General features: G+C 39.4%; 15 protein-coding genes. 11 read left to right on the top strand and 4 right to left on the bottom strand.

All coding sequences use genetic code 11. The features are described from left to right. Positions 1-142 precede the first annotated feature (142 nt). The 3 genes from PL8927_RS06945 (at position 143) to PL8927_RS06935 (ending at position 6073) form a co-directional block, all read left to right on the top strand. Entirely contained in the window at positions 143-3238 is a 3096-nt protein-coding gene (locus tag PL8927_RS06945) for a hypothetical protein (RefSeq protein ID WP_083618977.1), read from the top strand. 133 nt (positions 3239-3371) lie between these two features. Continuing rightward, positions 3372-5027, top strand: coding sequence for an alpha-amylase family glycosyl hydrolase (locus tag PL8927_RS06940; RefSeq protein ID WP_083618975.1), 1656 nt, complete (start codon positions 3372-3374; stop codon positions 5025-5027). A 173-nt stretch (positions 5028-5200) separates the two neighbouring features. Continuing rightward, positions 5201-6073, top strand: a complete 873-nt coding sequence (locus PL8927_RS06935; RefSeq protein WP_083618973.1) for an SDR family oxidoreductase — start codon at positions 5201-5203, stop codon at positions 6071-6073. A gap of 112 nt (positions 6074-6185) precedes the next feature. Here PL8927_RS06935 and PL8927_RS06930 read toward each other — a convergent pair whose 3' ends face one another. Continuing rightward, positions 6186-7667, bottom strand: a complete 1482-nt coding sequence (locus PL8927_RS06930; RefSeq protein WP_083618971.1) for a peptidoglycan-binding protein — start codon at positions 7665-7667, stop codon at positions 6186-6188. Positions 7668-7961: 294 nt separating this feature from the next. Between PL8927_RS06930 and PL8927_RS06925 the strand changes: the two genes are divergently transcribed. The 3 genes from PL8927_RS06925 (at position 7962) to PL8927_RS06915 (ending at position 10273) form a co-directional block, all read left to right on the top strand. Continuing rightward, complete coding sequence (locus PL8927_RS06925) at positions 7962-8252, top strand: nucleotidyltransferase family protein (RefSeq protein WP_083618969.1); 291 nt, start codon at positions 7962-7964, stop codon at positions 8250-8252. Beyond that, positions 8242-8592 (top strand): HepT-like ribonuclease domain-containing protein, encoded by a 351-nt coding sequence (locus PL8927_RS06920; RefSeq protein WP_083618967.1) that lies wholly within the window; start codon positions 8242-8244, stop codon positions 8590-8592. The genes PL8927_RS06925 and PL8927_RS06920 overlap by 11 nt, the downstream gene beginning before the upstream one ends. A gap of 217 nt (positions 8593-8809) precedes the next feature. Next, positions 8810-10273 carry an AMIN domain-containing protein gene (locus PL8927_RS06915; RefSeq protein WP_197047339.1) on the top strand — a complete coding sequence of 488 codons (1464 nt, stop codon included), beginning with the start codon at positions 8810-8812 and terminating at the stop codon, positions 10271-10273. 239 nt (positions 10274-10512) lie between these two features. On the opposite strand, the gene PL8927_RS06910 is transcribed toward PL8927_RS06915, so the two are convergent. Continuing rightward, a complete protein-coding gene (locus PL8927_RS06910) occupies positions 10513-11031 on the bottom strand; it encodes a DUF3172 domain-containing protein (protein WP_083618964.1) in 519 nt (172 codons plus the stop codon). Between the two features lie 211 nt (positions 11032-11242). On the opposite strand from PL8927_RS06910, the gene clpS reads away from it, so the two are divergent. The 3 genes from clpS (at position 11243) to PL8927_RS06895 (ending at position 12807) form a co-directional block, all read left to right on the top strand. Further along, on the top strand, positions 11243-11524 hold the full coding sequence (clpS, locus tag PL8927_RS06905; RefSeq protein WP_083618962.1) for an ATP-dependent Clp protease adapter ClpS: 282 nt from the start codon (positions 11243-11245) through the stop codon (positions 11522-11524). A gap of 26 nt (positions 11525-11550) precedes the next feature. Beyond that, positions 11551-12441 (top strand): CPBP family intramembrane glutamic endopeptidase, encoded by an 891-nt coding sequence (locus tag PL8927_RS06900; protein WP_083618961.1) that lies wholly within the window; start codon positions 11551-11553, stop codon positions 12439-12441. A 69-nt stretch (positions 12442-12510) separates the two neighbouring features. Next, the gene (locus PL8927_RS06895) at positions 12511-12807 is read left to right on the top strand and encodes an S-layer protein (RefSeq protein ID WP_231505942.1); all 297 of its coding nucleotides are present in this window, start codon (positions 12511-12513) and stop codon (positions 12805-12807) included. 107 nt (positions 12808-12914) lie between these two features. Here the strand turns inward: PL8927_RS06895 and dnaX are convergent, their stop codons facing one another. Beyond that, positions 12915-15386: a DNA polymerase III subunit gamma/tau gene (gene dnaX / locus PL8927_RS06890; protein ID WP_083618957.1), complete on the bottom strand. Its 2472-nt coding sequence runs from the start codon at positions 15384-15386 to the stop codon at positions 12915-12917. A 463-nt stretch (positions 15387-15849) separates the two neighbouring features. Between dnaX and PL8927_RS06885 the strand changes: the two genes are divergently transcribed. Further along, positions 15850-16731, top strand: coding sequence for a hypothetical protein (locus tag PL8927_RS06885; RefSeq protein WP_083618955.1), 882 nt, complete (start codon positions 15850-15852; stop codon positions 16729-16731). Positions 16732-16791: 60 nt separating this feature from the next. On the opposite strand, the gene PL8927_RS06880 is transcribed toward PL8927_RS06885, so the two are convergent. After that, positions 16792-17541, bottom strand: a complete 750-nt coding sequence (locus PL8927_RS06880; protein WP_083618954.1) for a phycocyanobilin:ferredoxin oxidoreductase — start codon at positions 17539-17541, stop codon at positions 16792-16794. A gap of 94 nt (positions 17542-17635) precedes the next feature. Between PL8927_RS06880 and tatA the strand changes: the two genes are divergently transcribed. Next, a complete protein-coding gene (tatA, locus tag PL8927_RS06875) occupies positions 17636-17830 on the top strand; it encodes a twin-arginine translocase TatA/TatE family subunit (RefSeq protein WP_083618952.1) in 195 nt (64 codons plus the stop codon). Positions 17831-18562 lie beyond the last annotated feature (732 nt).

The raw sequence follows: 18562 nt of genomic DNA, 5'->3' as shown, positions 1-18562 counted from the left end.
TTTCATCCTTGAGGTAGATGATTTATTCACTGCTTTACCGACACAATCAAGATTGTAGCTGAAGAGATTAATAATCAGGAGGTGCTAAACATTTTTTTAGCCAATTTTTCGATAAAAACTTTGACTCAAAAAGGAATCAATTATGATTAAAACCTTAGACCTAATAAGTATCACTCCTAAAATCGTTGCTCAATTTTCCCCAGAAGGTGCTAATATCGATACAGTTGAGAAAGCTGCCTTTCTATTTAGCGGCCCTCAATTCTTTACCGCTTTAATCTCTGGGGTTGTATTGGCATTTGCTATACAACTTTTGTTAACAAACTTAGGGGTTGCTGCCGGAATTTCAAATCTAGGAAATTCTTCTGATCACGACGATCATCGATCTTCCTCCCTTGGAGGAACCCTAAAAAAAGTTGGAACCACCCTAGGAATTGCTACGGTTATTACTGTTACTTTGGCTTTATTTATTGCTGCTTTATTAGCAGTTAAATTGAGCCTTTTAACCTCACCAACCTTGGGGGCTATTGTCGGTTTAGTAATTTGGGCTACCTATTTTTCCCTCTTAGTTTGGATGAGTTCAAGTACCGTTGGTTCGATGATTGGTTCTGTTTTCAATACCACTTCATCGGGAATTCAAAGCTTATTGGGAATGGCAACCGCAGCCCTAGGAGGAGCCGCCGCCAGTAAACAAGTAGTCGCCACCGCAGAAGCCGCCGCCAGTGCGGTACGCCGAGAACTCACAGGGGGAATTGATCCGATTACCATGCGAGAACAAGTAGAAGAATATTTAGAAAAATTACGTCCCCCGCAATTAAATCTTCAAGAAATTCGTGGAGAGTTTGAAAAAATTCTCAATGATCCAAATTTAAAAGAAATTGGCGGTCATGGTTCTTTACCTAACTTCAATCGTCAAACTTTTATTGATTTAGCCAAGAGTCGCACCGATTTATCTCGTCGGGATGTTGAACGAATTGCAGAACAATTAGAAAGTGTCTGGAGTCAAACCGTTCGTCAAATTCCTGAACCTCAAGATATGATGGGGGAGTTTGTTAATTATCTCAAATCGGCAACTTCTCAACAATTATTAGGGAAAGATTTAAACCAAAAAATAGATGCCTTAATTGCTCAACAAAAACCCAATAATTCTAGCCAACCTGCCAGTATTATGTCCCAAGGCTTAACGATGAGTCTCAATAGTTTAATTGGACTGGTACTCGGACGCAGTGATCTCTCGGATTTTGATGTCGAAAAAATTCTGAATCAGTTAAATCGTCTCAAAGGTCAGGTGGGAGAACAAACCCATAAAATTGCTAATCAATTGAGTGGTAAAGAGTCTTATAGTCCGATTAAAGCCGATGTTGAAAACTATCTCCTGAATACTTATTTTTGGGAAATGAAACCCGGACAAGTTGAACAGGATTTTCGAGATGTGATTTATGATCCCAATGCCGATCCTGAATTAACAGCAGAACAATTACACTCATTAAAACGCACTGATTTTGTAAATTTATTAAGACAAAGGGGCGTTTTTACTCAAGCTAGAATTAAAGAATTAGCGGATCAATTAGAAACCATTCGCTTAGAGGTATTACGAGTTACCGAAGAAGCAATTGAGCAGGAAATGCAACTGACGGTTTTAGGAGATGTAGAACATTATGTAATCACGACCCCAGCGAATGAATTAACTTCGGAAAAAATTCTCCTGAATTTGAAACCCCTTTTGGAAGATCATCATGCAAGTTTTGAGCAATTAACTCAACGTTTAGCCCCTTTAAATCAGCGTTGGTTTGAAATTGTACTCCAAAAACGAGGAGATTTACCCGCCGATGATATTTTAATTGTGGCGGCAAATTTAGACAAGGCTAAAGCGTCTGTTTTGGAAGAATCAGAAAATCGCCAAGCTCAAATTAAAGCTAACATTTCTGAACAATGGTTACAAGTCAAATCCTATTTACGCGATACCGGAAAATCGGAATTAAACCCTGATGGCATTGAAACGAATTTAAGAACTTTAGTTGAGCATCCCCAAGTCGGAATGGCGGCAATTCGTGAACGAGTTTCTCAATTTGATCGAGATACTTTGGTACAGTTATTAACCTCTCGAAATGATTTAAGTGAAGCGGAAGTCGAGCGAATTTTAGATCAGATTGAATCGACATGGATGCAAGTTCGTTATACCCCAGATCGGTTAATAGGAAAAGCTCAACAACAGTATGATCAGGCGATGAATTCGATCTCTGATTATTTACGAAATACGGGAAAAGACGAATTAAATCCCGAAGGAATTCAACGGGATCTCCATTTATTATTAGAAGATCCTCAACTGGGAGTTCAAGCCATCCGCCGACGGTTTTCTAAAGTAGATCGGGATACATTAGTTCAGTTATTAAATCAACGCCATGATTTAACTGAGGAGCAAATTAATCAGACGATTGATAGTACCTTATCGACGTTACATAGTATTGCTAGAACACCCCAACGGTTAGCTCGAAGAACTCAAAACAAAGTCCATGATTTCCAAAGTGCATTAACGAATTATTTGCGCTCAACAGATCGGGCGGAATTAAATCCGGCGGGAATTCAACGAGATTTAAAATTACTCCTTCATGATCCGCGTGTGGGTGTGGAAAGTTTGCGAGAACGGTTATCCCATTTTGATCGAGAAACCTTAGTAGCTTTACTGGTTCAACGGGAGGATATGACGGAAGCAGAAGCCCATCGAATTGCTGATCAAATCTTCCAAGTTCGGGAACAATTTCTGGAGCAATTGCGAAGTATTCAACAGCGAATTCAATCGGTTATGGATGGTATTTTAGATCGAATTCGTAACTATTTGAATAGTTTAGAACGACCGGAATTAAATTATGAGGGAATTCGAGATGATATTCGGACATTATTTGATGATCCCCAAGCGGGATTTGACGCTTTACGAAATCGTCTTGGTCAATTTGACCGCAATACTTTAGTCGCCCTTCTGAGTTCACGCGAGGATATTTCTGAGGAGGATGCTAATCGGATTATTGATCAAATTGAACGCAGTCGTAACCGGGTTTTACAACGGGCTGAACGTCTACAAATGGATACTCAAATGCGTCTGGAACAAGTCAAACGAGAAGCTCAACATCAACTTGAAGAAACCCGAAAAGCAGCAGCAGCAGCAGCCTGGTGGTTATTTTTTACCGCCACTCTTTCTGCGATCGCAGCCGCAGGCGCAGGAGCGTTAGCAGTTATCACTTAACCGATGAAACTCTAATATCATGTCTGGTGAATTGACCGGAATCAACCCCTAAATTAGTTTTTTTGATTCAGTGCATTTAACTAGACATGATCCCGATTATTCCCTTTTTTATGAATGACAAGGAATTAAAAAAATGCCTAATTCAATTGAATTTTCTCTGTTGGCTCCTTATAATAAAGAAGCAGCATTAATCGGAAGTTTTTCGGACTGGAAAGACATCCCCATGAAAAAAGGTAAAGATGGTTATTTTCGGACTAAAGTTGAGTTAAAAGATGGAACGTATCAATATAAATTTCGAGTGCGTTCGAGAAGTTGGTTTTTAGAACCCGATGAATGGGTAGAAATTGTTGATCCCTACGCCACTGATATTGATGATCCCACTCAAAATGGAATTATTCGGATTAAAGAAGGGGAAAAAATCATTGATACTTATGTTTGGAAACATGATGATAAACCCTTACCTCCCGATCATAAATTAGTGATTTATGAAATGCACGTCGGGGATTTTTCAGGAGGAGAAGATGACTCCTTTGCACGGGGCAAATATCAGCACGTTATGGAAAAGTTAGATTATTTGTGTGAATTAGGGGTGAATGCGATTGAATTAATGCCAGTCAAAGAACATCCGGGAGATCATAGTTGGGGATATAATCCTCGCTATTTCTTTGCTTCGGAGTCCAGTTATGGCACAACTGAACAATTAAAAAACCTGATTGATGAATGTCATGGACGCGGAATTCGAGTGTTAATTGATGGCGTTTATAACCATTCAGAAGCCTCCTGTCCTTTAACTCAAATTGATCATGATTATTGGTATCATCATAGCCAGCAAGATGCAGAATTTAACTGGGGGCCAGAATTTAATTATGAACACTATGACAAAAATTTAGACATCTATCCTGCCCGAAAATTTATTGGGGATACGGTGAAATTCTGGGTTCGAGAATATCATCTTGATGGCATTCGTTATGATGCTGCCAAACAAATTGGCAATTATGATTTTCTGCGGTGGGTGGTGCAGGAAGCCAAACATGAAGCCGGGGTAAAACCCTTTTATAATGTTGCTGAATATGTGCCAGAAAACCCCAGTATTACGAATAGTGATGGGCCGATGGATGCCTGTTGGCATGATAGTTTTTATCATATTCTAACGGATCATTTATGTGGCGATACCTTTGATTTAGAACAACTTAAAGATATTTTAGATGGCAAACGTCAAGGGTTTATGGGGCCTAACAATATTGTCAATTATTTGGGCAACCATGATCATAATCGCTTAATCGTAGAGTTAGGAAATCGCGGAATTTTTGACGATGAAGTGTTTAAACGGGTGAAATTAGGAGTGGCATTATTGATAACAGCCGTAGGAATTCCTCTGATTTGGATGGGGGAAGAATTTGGAGAATATAAAGCCAAAACAATTGAGTCGGCAAAACTGGATTGGAAATTGTTGGAAAATGAGAGTAATCAGAGTTTATTTCAATATTACAAAGGCTTGATTTTTTTACGCGAAACGAATCACGCTTTATATAGCGGAAATATTGATTTTTTCCATGAAGATCCTGATAATAAAGTTTTAGCTTATACCCGATGGAATGATCAAGGATCTCGGATCGTGGTTGTTGTTAATTTCTCTGACCAGTATTTAGCAGGTTATCAAGTTCCTCACTTCCCCGCTAATGGTACTTGGCATGAGTGGACAAGTAATTATGATATTGAATCAGGAGATGACAACATTCTCATCGATTTACCGGAATATGAAGCCAAAGTTTTTGTCTGGAAAGAATAAATAAAAGGGCAGAATTTTAAACTATCAAAACGAGTGTTTTACTCAATTGTTGAGCAGTTTTCTATGTCTTGAGAGATAAGTTTTCAGGTAAAATCGGAAATTTATCTCTGATGGAAGATCGCTGTTTTATTGGGGGGAATTATAGTGAGAAGTTAAAGGATTGAGGTGAAATCATGCAAACAGATAAACATCGTTTTACTCCGGCTGAAATTCCAGCGCAAAAACTCGACTATCCTGCGTCTCAAGAGGATATGATTCCTCAGCCTCAAACCGATTTATCTGAGTATAAACCCGCCGGGAAACTGCAAGGAAAAGTGGCTTTGATTACCGGAGGAGATTCGGGAATTGGTCGGGCGATTGCGATCGCTTATGCCATGGAAGGGGCTGATGTGGCAATTGTTTATCAACACAATGAACATGATGCAGAAGTTACCTGTCAAGAAGTGCAAAAACACGGTAAAAAATGTTTAGGCTTGAAAGGAGATGTGCGGGATTTTGCAGCTTGTGAACGAATGGTTCAACAAACAGTTAAACAGTTTGGAAAATTGAATATTTTAGTCAATAATGCGGCTTATCAAATGGCTCAGGTAAAAATTGAAGATCTGAGTTTAGAACAGTTTCGTCAAACGATGGAAACCAATGTTTTTGGATATTTTTATATGGTGAAAGCATCATTAAATCATCTCAAAGATACAGATACCATCATTAATACGGGCAGTATTACAGGTCAAATCGGTCGGGATATTCTCGTTGATTACGCGACGAGTAAGGGCGCAGTACACGCTTTTACTAAGTCTTTGGCGGCAAATTTAAGCACTCGTAATATTCGCGTAAATGCGGTTGTTCCGGGTGCAGTTTGGACACCGAGCATCCCGACAAGTTTACCCCTTAAAGAAATCGATCAATTTGATACTGAAAGTATTATGGGACGTGCGGCCCAACCGGAAGAAGTTGCTCCCGCTTATGTGTTTTTAGCATCTTCAGATAGTAGTTTTATGACGGGAACTTTATTAGAAGTGACAGGAGGAAAATTAACTCATCCATGATGATATCAAATCCCTAAATGATCCCTCCTAACCCTGCTTAAAAAGGAGGGATCATCTGTAGCATCTATAATTAGATTTAATAGGAAATCTATCCTGATAGGAAATCTTTAGCTTAAAATTTATCCTGTAAAACAATAAGACTTCCGGTATAACACGCCACCCAAATTTGATGAGTTTGCGGATCGAGAGTAATACCAATGGGGTTTAAATCTACGGTAACATTTTCGATCAATTCCATTGTTTCAGTGCGAACTTTACTAACAGTGTGAGAATAATAATTAACAACATATAAAAACTGGTTATCTGCCGATAAAACCATACTTCTAGGCGCACTTCCCGTAAAGATTTTGCTAATAATTTCTCCCGTTTTTCGATCAATTTTAGCAACATGATCATCGCCATTCAGGGTGACATATAAATATTTCCCCAAACTATCTAACACTAAATGCCGAGGATATAATCCCACATCATACATCCAATTGACCGTATAATCTTCTAAATTAACCACCGCAATATCTGAAGTTCCCATCACCGCAATATAAGCGAGTTTTGATTGCGGATCAATCGCAATTCCACGCGGAAATTGACCTAAAGGAATCCGTTTGATTTCCTGGTGAGATTGGCTATCAATAATACTTAAATCTCCCGAACACCAATTACTCACTAATACCCAACGATTGTTCGGAGAAACCGCTACAAATTTAGGAACAGAACCGACTTGAATTACATTTTTAATCTCTAAAGTTTGGGTATTAACTTGATAAATAAAACTGGGATCAAATTGATCAGAAGGTTCACAAGTATCATAGCCAGGATTCGTAAATTCTGAACCAAACATTTCATAATTGCTGATATAAGCTGATTGTCCATCGGGAGAAAATGCCACTTCTACCGGAGAACCTTGATATCGACTATCTTTAAAATCAGCATAACCATAATCGCTTAATTTGACTTCATCCTGAATTTTTTTAATTAAATTAAACTGACGATCATAAACATTAATCGAATGTTCATACATCATATTCTGCACAAAAAATAACCCATTTCCTGAATAAACAACGGATTTGGGCGCTAAATCTCCTTTAATTCTTTTTTGAAGTTTCAGTTGAGGATTGAGACGTTCATCCGTTGGATTTAAGTCTTCTACTTGATGATCTAAATAACGGGAGGCTAAACTTTTCTTTTCTGTCCTATTTATTAAGATAGAATTTGTTTTTTCATCTAGCTTTCCATTAACTACAATTCCTTGCTCTTTTTGAAAACTTTTAACTGCATTTTTCGTTAATTCGTCATAATTTCCGGTAATATTTCCTGACCAATATCCGGCTTCCTTTAAACGCTGTTGTAGGTGACTAACTTCCGTTCCTTGACTGCCTTTTTTTAATAAAAAATCCGTTGAACTGGCTTGGCTGAAAGTAATTACAGATAAAGTTAATAGCAGTAAAGAACCCGTTGCTAAACCGAACTGATGGCTTTTCTTCCACGTCCCTTTAAAAACTGTGTGATCTAGAAGTTTTTCCTGATTTGATAAAGTTTCTCCATCCCCAGGCTGTTTCTGAACAGTATCCTGTTCTGAGTTGATTCCTTTTGTCATCTTTCCTCACACATAATGATCGAGATTTCGAGAGGGAATTTCCCCTCTTAATCCTGTATCCCGTTTTTCCGGGTTAGTTCAACAGTCTAACATTCTAGGATATTATTGATCTTGATTCAATCCTATTCTTTGTGTCTTCATGTCTTTGTGGTTCCTTCTAAAGTTTCAAAAGATTTACTACAATCTTAGACGCGCCAAGGCACGTCTCTACTTGCCTTTTTGATAATAACTGAGGCGGGTTTATGAGTATATAATAGACAATAAGCTAAAATTGTTGTGACGATAGGGTGAATTATGAAGCGGGATGAGGTTCTCAGTATTCTGGCGCAGCATCGGATGGTATTAAAAGACTTGGGAGTCAAATTGTTAGCAATATTCGGTTCTGTCGCCAGGGATGAAGCTAGACCTGATAGTGATGTTGATATTTTAGTTGAGTTTGAGGGTTCAGTTACATTTGACCGCTATATGGATGTAAAATTTTACCTCGAAGATTTACTAGAAACGCGGGTAGACTTGGTAAGTCAGCGATCGCTTAAACCTCTGATTCGCTCTACTATAGAACACGAAGCTATTTATGTCGCGTAGTATTCGCCTTTATGTGGAAGATATCCTCACTTCTGGAGTCAAAGTCAGACGGTACACAGAAGGAATGAGCTTTGAGGATTTCCAAGGTGATGAGCGCACTTATGATGCGGTTGTGCGGAATTTGCAGATTATTGGAGAAGCCGTTAAAAATATTCCCCAGGAAATTCGCTTGAAGTATTCAGAGGTTGAATGGCGAAAAATTGCTGGACTGCGTGATATTTTGGCTCACGCTTATTTTAGTATTGAAGATGAGATTATCTGGGATATTGTGGAAACTAAAATTCCCCCATTAATAATAGTAGTGGAGCGAATTTTAGAGGCAGAGTTTGGGAATGAATAACATTATAAAAATAGGTTGTAATTTTTTTATTAATTGTAGGATATTATTGATCTTGATTCAATCCTATTCTTCGTGTCTTCGTGTCTTTGTGGTTCCTTCTACTAAAGTTTCAAAATATTTACTACAATCTTAGACGCACCAAGGCACGCCTCTACTTGCATTTTCCCCTCAAACGTGCTAATAAAACATCTAAACTAGAGTTTTCATGTCAAGAACCATGCAAACGCAAAACTTCAAGCCCAAATTTAAGCAAACTTTACAAACGTTAGTCGCCTCAGATGTACCCGCGTTGTATGGGAGTCTGCTGTTGAGAACTTCTAGTATTGTCGCTTGTCTGGCCCTAACAACTGCCTATCCCTTAGCAGTACAGGCGGTGGTGGTGGGAGACTGGAAAATTGATCCGAACACTGGAACCGTTGAGGTTGAATTACCATCGGGTAGTAAACCCCAATTATCGGTTTATAATATTCCCCCTCGTTTAGTCCTAGACCTACCCAATACCGAAGTTGAAATTAATATCACAGAACGCTATGAGACAGGCGTTGTGCGTCAAGTTACGTTAACCCAAGCTAAATCCAAACAAGCTCAATTAGTCGTTGAGTTTGCGCCGGGGATTAGTATTGATGCGGAAGCTTTAGATTTACGACAAATAGGAATAGATAACCTCTGGGTACTGCGTCCAACCCTGCAAACCTTACCCCCAGAAGCACCCCCCACTCCCGCTAATGTTGCGACAACTCAACCCCAAACCACCCCAACTCCTAGACAGGTGACCGCTTCGACAACACCCCAAACCTCCACAACCGTTAAACCGCCAGAACCTTCTAAACCGCCTCAATATTCTGTGCGTCAATACGACCCCAGACAAACGGCCTTACCCAACCCCCAACCGACAAGAGACTCCAGCTTAGAGGTGGTGAGAGTTCCGGTTAATCAACCGACTCAATTTCAGGTACTTCCCACGATGACACCGCCACCGCCACCTCCTCAGACGGTCGTATATATCCCTCAAACACCAGCTTATCGCCCTCCGGTTCCCGTCTCTGAAGCGGTGGTTTTGGTGGCTCCCAACCCCCAATTCAGTAGCACTGCATCCCTCCCCCAAGCGGTTCCCTTTGGTCAACCCTTACCCCCCGTTGGACAGCCAGGAACACAATCTTATATTTATCCTCCCCGTCCGTCAGCGATTTTGCTCCCGACGGGAACGAAGTTAACACTACTGTATCCGACAGAAGATCAAGTGCGTTTAACCCGTCGTTCAGAACGTCAGGATGTGTTGTTATTACAAGGGGGAATAGTTGATAGTTTAGGGAATTTTATTGTTCCACCGGATACGCCAATTGTGGGAGAATTTGAAACGACAACAAAAGGCAGTCGATTTATTGCTCAAGCGATTAATTTAGAGGGTCGCAGCATTGCAATTCGAGGTCAATCTAATTGGATTCCAGGGTCTTTAGAAGTTAGTCCTGAACGAGTAGGAATTGGGACAGGTGCGGGAAGTTTAGCCGGATTTCTGGTTAGTGGATTTACCGGAATTGGCGCGTTAGTGGGTGCGATCGCAGGTGCAGGAATTGGTCTAGGAACATCCCCTTCACCCACAACATTACAACCCGGTCAAATGATTTCAATTCAATTAACCCAAGATCTCACAACCCCGAATTTCTTTTTGGTCAATCAATAATTAGATTTCAGATTTGTGAGGGTATTTGTTCTGAAGATGATCTAAAAATTCAGGGTTGAGTCTATTATTCATTCCAAGCATTATCTTAACTCACGTTAATCTAATATTTGGCTATGGAAAAGAGGATAATAACATAAAGTAAAAACGCGCCTATATTTGCCGAAAAGCTATGGGCGCGTCTCTAAAATGGATTTGATCTCAAAACCGATTAGAAAACCAAAACCGGAAACCCGACACCGCTAAAATCGTTCTGATTCAGGTCGGGTTGGTGATTGAATCCCCCCAGGTTGATTAATAAACAGGTTCGCCGCACCATCATTTTGATAAATACAGTTAATAGCGGGACTATTTTCTAAATCCCCGGTAAATCCAAAAGTATTCATACGTTGTTTACAATCTCGCTCTTGTTGATTATTCAGGAGATTCCGTTGTTTTAAAATCGCCCAGTTACTCGTGCGGAGAACACATCCCGGTTGTAGTTTCGGTTGCGTCACATACACATTAAAGGGGTTGAGGGTGACAAAAACACGCAGATCCGTTACCATCGCACTTGCACCAAATTTAATACAGGTTTCGGCACTCGGCGCGCTTCGGTCAATAAATTGACTGGAGGCTACGTTTTCTGGCGTTAAGGTGGTTGTGGAACTAATTGCAATCCCAATCCCAATTCCCAGAATCAGTACCCCGCCAATCACTGCTAAAGCTGTGTAATTAAAGAGTGAAGGTTTAGCAGGTGCCATTTTGGTTCTACGTCTCATAAAAACTTAACAGGGTTGAAACACTCAAACTAGAGTAGGGGATTTCCCTTCTAATATGTTATCGTGTCCCGGTCTGAGATGTCGGGTCAACCGCCAACCCCTAACAACCTTGTCGCTCCTGCAAGGATTCATTAAACTGTATAAAGTCTAATAATTTATTGATTTTACTAATCCTAAACCCTTTCCATTTTTTCAAAAAGGAGAAAAAGCCGTGTCTGTTGAGACAGTACAAAAGAGTGCCACCGTTAGAAAAATTGCACCCCGTTATCGGGTTTTGCTGCATAACGATGAGTTCAATTCGATGGAGTATGTTGTCCAGGTGTTGATCAAAACTGTTCCCAGTTTGACTCAGCCCCAGGCGGTAAGTATTATGATGGAAGCCCATACAAATGGTCTGGCTTTGGTGATTACTTGCGCTCAAGAACACGCAGAATTTTACTGTGAAACGTTGAAAACTCATGGACTCATCAGCACTATTGAACCGGATGAATAAACCTCCTAAAATATAGGGAAATTGGTTTGAAATACAAGCTTGAATTGTTAAGAGAATATCCTGCTTTTCTGAGAATTGTGATTTTTCTCCTGGTTTTGGTGTTGCTTTGGCTTCCCTTGGCGGCACCTTTTTATTTATGGGTGAGCGATCGCAATTTTGTTAGTATTATTACCTTAATTTTTCTCTATGTCGAGTTTATCATATTAATTCACGTCTGGGGAAAAATAATTGATCAAGAATCTCACCCCCTAACTCGCTATGGGTTAGTATTTAATCCTAAAAATTATCAAAATTATCTCAAAGGATTATTATTAGGATTATTCAGTTTAATAGGATTATTCTTAATCGAATCTTTATTTGGTTGGGTGAAATGGCAATCTCTAAACCTTGATTTTTTCAGAATTAGTTTAGAAGGGTTTTTAGTAGCCCTTGGAATTGGGTTTGCGGAAGAATTATTTTTTAGAGGATGGTTACTCGATGAATTAAACCGAGATTATTCCCCAAAAATTGCGTTAGGAATTAATAGTTTAATCTTTGCAGGATTACATTTTATTAAACCTTTATCGGAAATTCAAAGAACTGCTTTACAATTTCCGGGGTTAGTTTTATTAGGCTCAATCTTAGTTATCTCTAAACTGGCGTGGTTTCCGGCTTCTTCCCATCGTTTACAGTTAAGTCCGTCCGGTTGGTTAGGTTTGCCGATGGGGTTGCATGGGGGGTTAGTTTGGGGTTATTATATGATTAATATCGGGCAATTGATTGATTATTCTGATACGGTTTCTGAAGCTATTACTGGAATTGATAAAAATCCGTTAGCCGGGGTGATGGGGTTGTTGTGTTTGGGTGCGATCGCAATTTTTATCTGGCAAAAATCGCTATTTCGGAAATTGTCTCAATCCTCGGAATTTAAACCTTAATTTATTAGGGATTTATTCACCATGAAATATTATTGTTTCCCCTTACTTTCGATAACAATATTAACGATAATGGGTTCATTCACTCCCCTCAAAGCTGAAGAACAACCTCTTAATTCATCGGAAAATTTTGAGCAAATTTCAACACCAACACGGGAAGAAATTATTAATGCTTGTATTCAAAATCAAGCCGATCGTTTACCAAACCCTTATATTGATGTTGAACCGACTCACTGGGCTTATAAAGCTGTTTTAAGTTTATATTATTGTGGCGCATTTCGTCAAGCTACACCGGAGCTTTTGCTACGACAAGAAACCGGAAATCGAGAGATTAATCAAATACCAAATCCTATTCCCACCTCGAATTAAACTGAGAGTGGAAAGTGGGCGGGTTTATCAAAGTTATCTGTAAGTATCATAATTTATTACAGAACCCGCCCCTACGGGTAAAAATCTAGTACCTGTTTCCTGCTAGATCAAAAATCATCATAATTTTCTTCATCCAGATCATCATTTTCAATAAAGCTATCATTTTGATCAATTTCAATAGAATCAGCTTTTTTGTCTAATAAAGTAGTTGTTTTAGATATTGGTTTTTCTTCTAATTCAATGATTTTTCCTTGAAAGAATTCTGCTAATTTTTGAGAAGCGATCGCAACAGATTCAGCATCGGATTCTTCAGGATTTAATTGAACTGTTTTTTTAACTATTTCTATTGTTTCAAGTGGAACAGGCATCTTGCCTGTCTCCATCAGTTTAAATGAATTATTTTTAGCATCTTCTGTTTTATTGAATGCTTCAATATCTTGAGATTGAGAATCAGAAATTTGTTGTTTTTCTTGATTATTAATAGCAGAAGATTGTGAAACTTCTGGAGAAGAAACCCTAGAATTCTCAACAGGAGTATAAGATGGAGATGGGGGAGTGAATTCTTGAACTCGATCAGAAGATGTTCCGCCTCTGGTATCAAAATTAATTTTGACAGCATGACCAAAAACCTGCTGAAATGCCTTTTCTAAATTCGATATTCTCTCTTTAGCCATTTTTAATACAGGTTCAGATTTCATTTTAATATATGCAACTTCCGAATTAAACTGGATTAAACGCCCGTTTTGTCGAAACATCTCTTTTGTTCCAAAGGGTTGAATACAATCTAATACCTGTTGCCAAATTTGATCTAAATTAGCATCAGTAACAATAGGTGGTTCTGGGGGAGTTGCGGGAACTTCGGCTTTAACTTGCGGTTGGGTTTGCGGTTGAGCTTCTGGGGTGTATGTAGGTTGAGAAACAGGAAGATTAACCGGGTTTTGTGGAGGATAAGAAGGTTCTGAACGTTGCACAAATGGCACGGTTTCCGGTTGAGTTTCAAAGGTTCTTTGAGACGTTTGGACAACAGAAACGGTTTGAGTAACAACAGGTTTTTGTAAAGCTGCTGGAAGTAACCCTAATAAGATAATTTCTAACCAAAGACGCGGTTGAGTTGAATTTTTGATTTGAACTTCACTTTCTCGTAAATGTTTCTGACCTGCTAGAATAATATTCTCATCCCAACGGTGAGAAAATTGACAAAGTTGTTCCCAAGTGGGTTGAGTTAAGGCAACTAAATCAGAACGCTTAGGTGCAGTTTTAGCAATTAATAAATCTCGATAAAATCCGGCTAAATTTTGCAGGACAATTAAAGGCTCCCGTCCTCGGTTAAGCAGATTACGAATACAGTCTAAAATAATAGCCGTATTTCCTGAATCAATGGCTTCTAATAAACTGATTAAATCTCGTTCAGGAACAGCCCCAACTAAATCCCAGACTTTCTCAACCGTAATTTCACCGGATAATAAACTGAGTTGATCGAGTAGACTTTCCGCATCTCTTAACCCCCCTTGGGCAATTTGAGCCACCATAAAAACAGCATCATCAGCAATATTAATATTTTCTTGTTGGGCAATATATTGTAAATGTTTGATCATTGAATCCAAGGGAATTCGCCGAAAATCAAACCGTTGACACCGTGAAATAATTGTCGGTAAAACCCGTTGGGGGTCAGTTGTTGCTAGTACAAATACAACCCGATCTGGAGGTTCTTCTAATGTTTTTAATAGGGCATTAAATGCAGCCGTACTTAACATATGACAGTTATGAACCAAAAGTCCATTCGCTACAAAGTTATGATGATCTTCTACTTCAATATCATAAACTTTAGCGATTTCTCCGACTTGAACAGATACGACTGTTTTTAAACTTGTATTCCATTGATTTGATGGAAATTCCACACCCACACCCACATTCACAGGGGATAAGATCTTCATTCCTTCTCTGACGTTTTTGGCTTCTATCCATCCTGTTTCTGTTCTCAACAAATGATTATCTGTGCATCTAATTTCGTAATTGTTTGTTTTAATAACAAGGGTAGAACGTTCTCCTTGATCTAACCAGCGCAAAACTTTTTTATATTCCCAAATTCCTTGATCTTCGTTATAACTTAAAACTTGTTTTCCTTTCAATCTGGGATTATCAATTCGGATGAGTCCTTCACGGGTTTGAACTAAACTATCTCCGGTTAAACATTCATCTATAACATATACTTTATACCGACATTGAACCGGGGCAAATTGCGATCGCTCAATTAATTCTCTAATATTATCAACCCCGGTATTACTAGCGGCGTCAATTTCAATCACATCTAAAGTTGATCCATTGGTAATGCCTTTACAAACCTCACAAATGCCGCAAGGTGTGGCTGTTGGGTTTTGATTGGCCAAACAATTCAGAGATTTGGCTAAAATTCTCGCACTGGAGGTTTTTCCCGTTCCTCTTGGCCCGGTAAATAGGTAAGCGGGAGCGATACGTCGAGACTCGATCGCATTCGTGAGGGTGGTGGCGATCGCCTCTTGTCCGACCAAATGGCCAAAAATTTGGGGACGGTACTTGTGGTGTAGGGGTTCGTAACTCACAACGCAACACCAAAATCAAGGGAACAGCAAACACTCTTAGCTAGAATAGCAGTAGAGTAGAAGAATAAACCGGGCTTGCAGTGTAGCATAAAACTTAAGGGTTACAGTAAGGTACACAGGGAACTCTCCAATCTCTTGTTTGGTGATTTTTTTCCAAATCCTAGGCAATGGCATGGAATCTTTGATAACTTAGAGTTAAATAGGCTGATCATGGCAATATCAGGGGTTAATTTTTGTTTCTCTTAATAGCCTTACTAGAAATTTATCAAACTGATAAGGTAGGGAATTACTGAATAATATTAAAGGAGAAAAAACGAGCATTTAAAATAAATTCAATTCGAGCATTATCAGACTAAAGATGAGCTATTCTCCTCCTGTTTTAATTTTAACATATTTTGGATTGGTTAAAACAGTTTCACCCTAAATTCTGGAAATTGAGTCTACAGTTTAGTGATTATAACTTATGTCTAATCAAATTATCCTAGTTCAGCCGTTGCTGGCAGCAACTCCTATAAAACCCCTGGCTAAAAATGCCAAATTAGGGAGTGATGTGATTTGGATGGGGGCTACAGGTTTTTTATTGGTTTTACTATTAGGAAGTATAATTTTCTTCAAACTAAAAACCCGCGCCCTTACCAAACAATTAAACACAGAAATTTTTAGAAATAAAGAGCTACAGAAAAAATATAAATTGGCAGTCGGTACTGTTGCCAAAATGGAGAAAAATCCCGATTTAATTCACTCGCGGGAATTTAACTTAGATTATTTGAGAATGCGGATGGCGGAAGATGTTTTCCACTATGCCATTATCGTTCAAATTAAGATGAAAGTTAAACAACAAATCTCCATCGCCTTACGTCCAACTCAAACCGCCGTTGGAGAACAAAGCACGGCGGGAACAGCCCGTCAAGTGGATTCTATCTTTGATGTGGAATATGAAACAGGTATTGCTGGGGACTCTAAAAAACGAGTGTTATTTCGGATTCAAGTTCGACTCATGAAGTTACCCACTCAATCAACATCAACTACAATTAATGAAATTATTGATTGTTTGGAAACCTATTTAAGTCCCACTGATGAACATGATAATTGGCAACCTACAATTCAAGGACGAATTGTTCATATTGAGTGGGATCAAAAAGCCAAACCCACTCCTCTTTTAGTATTAGAACAATCTAATGAAGGAGTTAATGTTACCTTCCGCACGACTCGACCCGGGGGGATTAAATCATCACCCCATGATACTCCCACCGAAGAAAGAACCCAAGGCAAAACTCAAGGCAAAACTCAAGGCAAAACTCAACGAAAAAAAAGCAGTAAATCAGAATCTACTAGATTTACTTAAGAAAAGTGATCCCTTATCTTAAAGATATCTAACTTGATCTAAATAACGGGCTTAATTTTTTTAGGCTGTTATTTTTTCGTTGCTATCAAATAAAACCGTTGTCATGTAATAATTAGCCCATTCTTCACCAAAGGCTTTTTCTAAAACACGGCGAGTTTTATCATTTTGTTGTTGTTGAGTACAATAACGTTGTTGACCTGCGATAATTTCCGATTGTTTTTCTTCAGAAAGCGGGTTTTGAGCGATCGCATATTCACAATGAACTTTCAAATATTGCGTCACCACTTGCAAAAATTGAGTTTCTTCTTCCGGTGTTGTCGGTCGAACAAATAAACAAAACTCTGAAAAAATATCCCCCCAAGTCGGAATTTCACGGGGATGAGAAAACTGTTTTTCTGGTTGCGGTTGTAATTGGTTTTGGTAGGGTAACGGTAAACTGCGGTCTAAATGCGTTGGGGATAAATCCACAATCGCCGCACTAATTTGGCCCCGTCCGCCGACTAAATCAGCCCCAAACATGGGGAGATCATATTCGACTCTGGGAAACATCACACAATGCAGAATATCCAGGTTTTGACCAACTTGGGCTAATTCCAAATGCAGTTTCCGAAAGTGTCGGGTTTGATAGCACTTATTTTCAATTATCAGTTTTTCGCCTTCTAGCCGCCCTTCCACATACCCTAAATCTTCTGGTAAATGGTAGGGTTCCAAATCGAGATATTGACTCCAACTGGCTTGAATTTGGTCAGCGAGTTGGCGGATTAGGGAGTGCTGTTGCTCCCGGATAGAGACAGGGGAGGTATTTACCATTGTAGGAATTTACTTATTTCGGGCTTGTATTCCAGAATATCAGTTTAGGATCAAGGTTGACTCAGTTAGCACTTTGGACAAGGAGCTTAATATTATGTTTGGTTTAGGTTGGCCGGAAATAGCCATTATTTTAGTAGTAGCCTTGTTAATTTTTGGCCCTAAAAAAATTCCTGAAATTGGCAAAAGTTTAGGTCAAAGCCTCCGAGGGTTTAAAGATGAACTCTCCACCCCCCCCGATGCTTCTGATTCAGTCTCGGAAGAGACAGAACAAAATTCCCACAAATCATAATAGTGGAACAGGCATCTTGCCTGTTATAGCAGTCGCTCCTGGCAGTTATAGCGGTGTGCGATCGCATTTGAGCAATAATCCACAATTAAACCGTAGGGGCGGGTTCCGAGACCAGCTTTAATGATCAGTAATTATCTGACTAAACCCGCCCTCTATTCTCAGGCGATCGCATTTGAGCAATAATCCACAATTAAACCGTAGGGGCGGGTTCCGAGACGAGCTTTAATGATCAGTAATTATCTCCCTAAACCCGCCCTTTCTTCTCAGGCGATCGCATTTGAGCAATAATCCACAACAAAATGTAGGGGCGGGTTCCGAGACGAGCTTTAATTATTAGTAATTATCTGACTAAACCCGCCCTTTCTTCTCAGGCGATCGCATTTGAGCAATAATCCACAATTAAACCGTAGGGGCGGGTTCCGAGACGAGCTTTAATGATCAGTAATTATCTCCCTAAACCCGCCCTTTCTTCTCAGGCGATCGCATTTGAGTAATAATCAACAATTAAACCGTAGGGGCGGGTTCCGAGACCAGCTTTAATGATCAGTAATTATCTCCCTAAACCCGCCCTTTCTTCTCAGGCGATCGCATTTAAGAAGGGGCGGGTTTAGTCAGATTATTGCTCAGAATTGAAGATAATTACAGAACCCGCCCCTACATTTTGTTGTGGAAAAAATGCGATCGCATTTGAGCAATAATCAACAATTAAACCGTAGGGGCGGGTTCCGAGAC

This window comes from Planktothrix serta PCC 8927, from assembly GCF_900010725.2.
GTDB lineage: Bacteria > Cyanobacteriota > Cyanobacteriia > Cyanobacteriales > Microcoleaceae > Planktothrix > Planktothrix serta.
The sequence above is the reverse complement of the archived record's forward strand: the minus strand, read 5'-3'. Positions and strand labels throughout refer to the sequence as shown.